The sequence below is a fragment of the Psychrobacter sp. NPDC078929 genome (assembly GCF_050267985.1).
Classification (GTDB): domain Bacteria; phylum Pseudomonadota; class Gammaproteobacteria; order Pseudomonadales; family Moraxellaceae; genus Psychrobacter.
This window is the reverse complement of the sequence record NZ_JBNNFX010000020.1, coordinates 67,603-74,240: the sequence shown is the minus strand read 5'-3', so window position 1 is coordinate 74,240 and position 6,638 is coordinate 67,603. Positions and strand designations below refer to the sequence as shown.

The following is a 6,638-nucleotide window of genomic DNA, read 5'->3' as shown; positions in this document are numbered from 1 at the left end:
TCAACTTTATTTTTTAGCATTCTGAATCAGCAAAAATCCACACAAGTTGTTCTTTAGTTATGCTTTTAAATAATGTCTGACACTGTCGTCCAGTGCTAGTATTTCAAACTAAATAAGTCAGCCAATGTGGCTTATCCTATTTAGCGAGCTGACCATCATATCATGTTTTAATAGTCTGTCAACTTCTTTTTTTTAATTTGTTTCAACAAGTTAACTGGGTTGTTAATGTGTAATCACACACTAGCTACTTCCAGCTCGTCTTGATGAGGTGCGTATTATAGACGGTTTAACTTTTGTGTCAACCCGTTTTATTAATGTTTTTAATCTTATTTTAGAAGATGAGTAAATCTTTATTTCTTTCAATGAGTTATGATTTAGTTAATTTCAATAAGCCTAAAGACTATCTATAAATGTGCTATTTACTATACTTTCTAACATTAAAAACGTTTAGCTTTACTAGATAGTTACCTCGTATTATTTTTGAGCTTTATCGTCTATTAGTGCAACCATTTCTCTATTTCCATTTTATAACTTACCCATCTTTTCAAAAAACGATTTATACGCAGCGACTTTCTTATCCAACGATAGTGGATAAGCACGTGAGGTTGAAGGTAATCTATATAAGATTAGATTATTCACATCAGCTTTCTGGTTATCTTTACTCTGCCATTGATAAGGGTAATCCATACTTTGATTGGTTTTCGGATGCTTTGATTTGGCAATTGGCTCGTCTAATAACCCAAGCAGTACTTCGGTCGCCTTGCCTCCTGTCGTAAACAATGACTTTACCTTCGGCACTTGTGGCAAGATAACCTCTAAATCAACAGGTGTGACTACTGTTAGATTTTTATCCGAAGCATTACCCGTCTCACGGATGGCTTGCTTTACTGTCGGACAAGACGCAATGCCACGTTCAAACATAAAATCTCGAATGCGCTCAGGGTCAAAGCGCTTCTCATCGCCTATTCTAAAGTAGTCAGCATCATCAAAAAATACTCGACCATATATCCGCCACATATCATTATAAAAATTAGGATAATGAAAGCTCATCGCCCATTTATCAGCAGTCGGTGGAAACGTACCCATCATCATGACCGTGGCATTGGGTGGTAAGACAGGCTCAAAAGGATGGGTTTCGAGCTCTGTGGCTTTGTCATTAGACAATTTCGATTCAGTATCAGTGGTTTTTTGAGTGCTTGGTGTTTTTATAGTCATGATATTCTTCATCAGAAAAGCGGTTTTTTTGGTATCATAGCAAGTCTAAACACTACCTCACTTGTAATCACGCTATATAGCCAAACTTAGTCGGTTCAATCAGTTGACTTAAATAGCGCGATATCTTTTTACTTGGCCTGAATTGCTTAGGCTTTGATGGCAGCTGTGAACGCAAATATTGTCATTGCGATAAATGAGCACTGTCGTAAAGTAGTTAATTAGCTTGATTGTGAAGGATTTAACTTTACTATTTATGAGCTAAAGATATGGTTAAAGTGCGGTAAGTGTTTGTATCTTTTATACTAATAGCAACCGCAGTAACTGCGCAAGCATCAGACAAGAAACCAAGAGAGTACTTATGAGTGACTTAAACAGCGATTTAAAAATTACGGTAATCGATCATCCACTAGTCCGTCATAAACTCAGCCTTATGCGCGAAAAAGACTGTAGTACTTATAAATTTCGTACATTGACCAAAGAGCTTGCGCGCTTGATGGCTTATGAAGCAAGCCGTGACTTTGAAATCGAAACTTTCCCAATGGAAGGATGGTGTGGCGAGATCACTGGTGAGCAAATCATCGGTAAGACGGCGACGATCGTACCGATTTTACGCGCAGGTATCGGCATGCTTGATGGGGTGCTCGATTTGATCCCTACTGCTAAGATTTCTGTGGTCGGTCTACAACGTGATGAAGAAACGTTGCAGCCAGTCCCTTTCTTTGAAAAATTCGTGAGCCACATGGACAAACGTCCTGCACTTATCATTGATCCAATGCTAGCCACAGGCGGCTCAATGGTTGCGACCATCGAGATGCTAAAGAAAAATGGCTGTACTAATATTAAAGCATTGGTATTGGTGGCTGCACCTGAAGGCGTACGCTTGGTAAATGAAGCGCATCCTGACGTGACTATCTACACCGCTGCGCTAGACAGCCATTTGGATGAGCATGGTTACATCATCCCAGGTCTAGGCGATGCTGGTGATAAGATTTTTGGTAAGCAGTTATCGAATAGATAAGTCGCATTAGGGTAAATAAAGTCGTCATCAAAATTATAGCAACAGCAGATAGCATCAATAATAAGGACAGATCATGAACGTATTGATTACAGGAGCGAGCGCGGGTTTTGGTAAAGCGTTGGCAGAACGTTTGGTTGCTAACGGCCATCGCGTGATTGGTTGCGCCAGACGCCTTGATAAACTGAATGCCTTGGCAGAGACTTTAGGTGAGGCTTTTTTACCCGTGGTTATGGATGTGAGTGATACAGCTTCTATTCCGCAAATCATTGCTGACTTGCCTGATGATTTTAAACAAATCGATGTCTTGGTCAATAATGCAGGATTGGCACTGGGTACAGAGCCTGCTCACAAGGCCAGTCTTGATGACTGGATGCGTATGACTGATACCAATATCAAAGGCTTGATGGCATTGACCCATGCGGTCTTGCCAGCGATGGTCGCGCGCGATAATGGTTATATTATCAATGTCGGTTCGATAGCTGGTAGCTGGCCTTACTTTGGTGGCAATGTTTACGGCGCAACTAAAGCGTTTGTAAAACAGTTCAGCTTAAACTTGCGAGCAGATCTGATTGGTACCCAAGTGCGTGTGACCAATCTTGAACCTGGCAACGTTGCTGGCACTGAGTTTTCAAACGTGCGCTATCATGGTGACGATGACAAAGCTGCCAAGGTGTATGATGGCTTTAAAACTATGACAGGTGAAGATATTGGTGATATTTTGTTATGGTTGATTGAGTCGCCTGCTCATATTAACGTCAACCGCCTAGAAGTAATGCCAGTCGCCCAGACCTATAATGGACTGACGATTGCCAAGCAAGATTAATATTAACTGCTCGACTAGTTTTAGTGTCAATGTTGATTATCAATATAACACTTATCAACACCGAACCTGTTAGCGCATCTCATAAGATCGAAGCAATATAGAGTCATCTATATTGCTTTTTTTACATCTTCAATAGCTTGCTCATTGACCAAACGCAAATCCTGAAAGTCCAAAATCAGCACTTCGTTACGCAGACGTTCACTAGTGCGCTTATTATGACGTATGGCAAACCCCAATACTTGCTTACCAGTGATGGTTATCTGATTAATGATTAACCTTGACGTATTCACGGTCAGATTTTGTGCCAGATTATGAGACATTTTCTGAGTATTTATTATTGTCGTTGCCGGATTCACCGTCGTGGTTAACATCTTAGTCTGTCGTACACTTTTGGACATATCTCCTGCAAAAAACAATACTTGACCTAATGGTAAATACTGCGCATGGCGTACTAATTCTTGTCGGAACAATGCGGGCATATCTGTATTAAAACTGTCTTCTGTCTGCTGATAAAATGCGGTGAAGTTACGATGCAAATAACGCCCAAATACTGTGGTATTAATCCATTCTTGATAAACATCATCTGCCAATAACTGTTTGGTGAAAGCACTGGCATCAATTGTTACCTTCCTACTCAAAGTAGCAGACAACATCGACAGCAAAAGCGCCTTCGGACTGGTAAATATCTGCTGCTGCCATACTTGTGGATATAGGCTACTATCGAGTAATGGTAATGTTGATCTGCTCATGCGCTTATATCCTCAACGATCATTTTCAGTCCCTAAATAGCGTTGGTATCGTCTCACTGTTGACTTCTACCCTTAGCCAAATTCTATGCTATGGTCTGGTAACAGCTTCAATATAGCAGTCTTTTATTCGCGGTATAACTATTTTGTAGCTGTGTACTCTACCGCAATACTCTCTTAGCTAAATTGACCGAGACAGCTTGAAAAATCAAAGAGATATCACTCTATGAAAAAAGACCTCATACCCTTTCCTACTCCCTACCAGCTAAAGACCATTACTGTCCAAACAGCTGATGGAACGTTGCTGCCCGTCTCTGTTATTGGCAAAGGTAAACCTGTCCTACTAATGCACGCTTTTGGTATGGATGCGCGGCAATTTTTGCCATTTATTTTACCGCTCATTCAGCACTACTGTTTTTACTTGCCACATTTTAGAGGGTTTGGTTTGGCCAGTGACCTAACGTTGCCAACGTTTGATTTTATTGAGCAATATGCACAAGATACCCAAGATGTGTTTGAGTACGTGAGCAAAGAAACTGGCTTTGAGGCTTTTCCTGTTGCCGCGATATCGATGGGAGCATTGGTCATGTGGGCATATTTTCAGCGCTTTGGTACTCAGCGCGTCAGTCACTATCTGAACATTGATCAAGCACCGATTATTCATAATCAGCCAGACTGGCAAGGTGGCGGTGTATTCGGTACACGACAAACCGAATTGTTTGCGCAATTTACACAGTTAATTACTGACACTGCTCCTTATTTACAAGCCGAGCAAGTGGTCGACTTCCGTCACCTGCCCTATCGATTAAAAGTAAATTTATTAGACATGGAACGCTCTTTTTCTCTGCTCTCTGTCAGTCGCAAACCTTCGCAATTATTGGTAAAAGCCCTCAGCTATCGGGCACCGCACAAAATCTCATTGATGGAGCACGCGACATGGCAACACAAACTACGCTGCCTATCTGCGTATGTTGCACTGCCCTACGATTACCGCGACGTTTTGCCAACGGTCAATATTTCGACTACCTTACTGATTGGTGCGCGCTCGCAGTTATATAATGCAGAATGGCAACAGCGTTTGACCACTCTGCTGCCCAATGCGCACAGTATTATTTTGCCAACATCGGGCCATGCCGTGCCGATGGATGCACCTGTAGCATTTTATAAAGTATTGAAAGAATTTCTGAATGCTTAATTGTAAGTTTGCGATAATGCACAAAAAAAACGACCTCAACGGGTCGCTTTTTTGTGCGCTAAATTCAATCTAAATCATTGGCTAAGTATTAATCATTTAATGGCTTAATCAATTCGAATCGCAGAATTTCCTTACCATCGACCGTAACCGTTTCAGCAAACATCGCAAGCGGACGTGCCCACACGCCATATTCACCGTATAGGCAACGATATACCACTAGCGATTCTTCGGTTTCTGAATGCTGCGCCGTATGCAGTACTTGATACAAACTGCCTTTATAGTGGCGGTAAATGCCTTGGGGAATGGTTTTAGTCATAGCAAACTCCTACTATTAAAAAATGGCTGCTAATTATCGCTTCATAAAAAAGGTCGACAATTACTGCCGACCTCGCTCTTAATTATTTTTATAGATTATCTAAGCAACCGTCACTTTTGCATAGGCTTTCTTGCCTGCTTGAATTACAACCGTTTGACCTGAGGTCAAGCTAAAGCCAGCATTGACCTCTTCGCCATCGACTTTGACTGCATTGCGCTTGATCATGTCTTTTGCCGCTGCACTATTTTTAGCCAAACCTGCTTGGTTTAATACCTGTGTGATAAACAAGGCCTCTTGACCTTCTTCAAGCGTTAATGTTACTTCTGGCAAATCCACTGGTAGCTCGCCATCTGCTAAGACGTTACCGGCAGATTTGTGCGCATTGGCAGCGGCATCGGCATCATGGAAGCGCTCGATTAATTCTTCGGCAAGGATACGTTTGATTTCTTGTGGATTGCGCCCGTCTTTCATTTCACGCATCAAGCTTTCCACTTCTTCCATTGGCTTAAAGCTTAAAAATTCAAAGTAACGATGGATCAGTGTGTCCGGCATCGACAGGATTTTTTGATACATGGTGCCTGGTGCATCATAGATCGCGACATAGTTGCCCAGTGATTTGGACATTTTATTGACACCATCTAGCCCTTCTAAGATTGGCACAGTGATACAAACTTGCGGCTCTTGGCCATAGCGTCCTTGCAACGTGCGACCCATTAGCAAGTTAAAAGTTTGATCGGTACCGCCAAGCTCAACATCGGCTTTTAGAGCGATAGAATCGTAGCCTTGTACTAACGGATAAAGAAATTCATGGATAGAGATGGGCGTTTGTGATGCATAGCGTTTTGAAAAATCATCACGCTCAAGCATACGCGAAACGGTCTGCTGACTGGCCAGCTGAATCATATCAGCGGCGCTCATGTCATTGAACCACTCAGAGTTAAAGACCACGCGGGTTTTTTCTTTGTCCAAGATTTTGAATACTTGTTCAGCATAAGTCGTGGCGTTGGCTTTGATTTGCTCATCAGTCAACGGTGGACGCGTGCTGTTTTTGCCAGAAGGGTCACCAATCTTGGCGGTATAGTCACCGATTAGAAAATAAATCTCATGACCCAAATCTTGAAAATGCTTAAGCTTATTGATCAATACTGTGTGACCTAAATGCAGATCAGGGGCGGTAGGATCAAAACCAGCCTTGATACGTAGTGGACGATTGAGCTTTAGCTTAGCCACTAAGTCATCTTCAGATAATATCTCTTGCGTACCGCGCTGAATAAGGGCCAGTTGTTCTTCTAGGGTGTAAGTTTGATTGGTCATGATGCTCTCTA

General features: G+C 41.9%; 7 protein-coding genes. 3 read left to right on the top strand and 4 right to left on the bottom strand.

Annotated features, from left to right (window positions below; translation table 11 throughout):
* Positions 1-525: 525 nt before the first annotated feature.
* Positions 526-1,092 (bottom strand): DNA glycosylase, encoded by a 567-nt coding sequence (locus ACQKCG_RS11240; protein ID WP_404944621.1) that lies wholly within the window; start codon positions 1,090-1,092, stop codon positions 526-528.
* A 481-nt stretch (positions 1,093-1,573) separates the two neighbouring features.
* Here ACQKCG_RS11240 and upp point away from each other — a divergent pair, with 481 nt between their 5' ends.
* Positions 1,574-2,233: a uracil phosphoribosyltransferase gene (gene upp / locus ACQKCG_RS11235; protein ID WP_057761878.1), complete on the top strand. Its 660-nt coding sequence runs from the start codon at positions 1,574-1,576 to the stop codon at positions 2,231-2,233.
* 73 nt (positions 2,234-2,306) lie between these two features.
* A complete protein-coding gene (locus ACQKCG_RS11230) occupies positions 2,307-3,056 on the top strand; it encodes an SDR family NAD(P)-dependent oxidoreductase (RefSeq protein ID WP_101204924.1) in 750 nt (249 codons plus the stop codon).
* Positions 3,057-3,163: 107 nt separating this feature from the next.
* On the opposite strand, the gene ACQKCG_RS11225 is transcribed toward ACQKCG_RS11230, so the two are convergent.
* Entirely contained in the window at positions 3,164-3,805 is a 642-nt protein-coding gene (locus ACQKCG_RS11225; RefSeq protein ID WP_227522899.1) for a hypothetical protein, read from the bottom strand.
* A gap of 223 nt (positions 3,806-4,028) precedes the next feature.
* On the opposite strand from ACQKCG_RS11225, the gene ACQKCG_RS11220 reads away from it, so the two are divergent.
* On the top strand, positions 4,029-4,997 hold the full coding sequence (locus ACQKCG_RS11220; protein WP_101204923.1) for an alpha/beta fold hydrolase: 969 nt from the start codon (positions 4,029-4,031) through the stop codon (positions 4,995-4,997).
* 88 nt (positions 4,998-5,085) lie between these two features.
* On the opposite strand, the gene ACQKCG_RS11215 is transcribed toward ACQKCG_RS11220, so the two are convergent.
* Both ACQKCG_RS11215 and tyrS read right to left on the bottom strand, forming a co-directional pair.
* Positions 5,086-5,313: a DUF1653 domain-containing protein gene (locus tag ACQKCG_RS11215; protein ID WP_101204922.1), complete on the bottom strand. Its 228-nt coding sequence runs from the start codon at positions 5,311-5,313 to the stop codon at positions 5,086-5,088.
* Between the two features lie 99 nt (positions 5,314-5,412).
* Entirely contained in the window at positions 5,413-6,627 is a 1,215-nt protein-coding gene (gene tyrS / locus ACQKCG_RS11210) for a tyrosine--tRNA ligase (RefSeq protein ID WP_298810344.1), read from the bottom strand.
* Positions 6,628-6,638 lie beyond the last annotated feature (11 nt).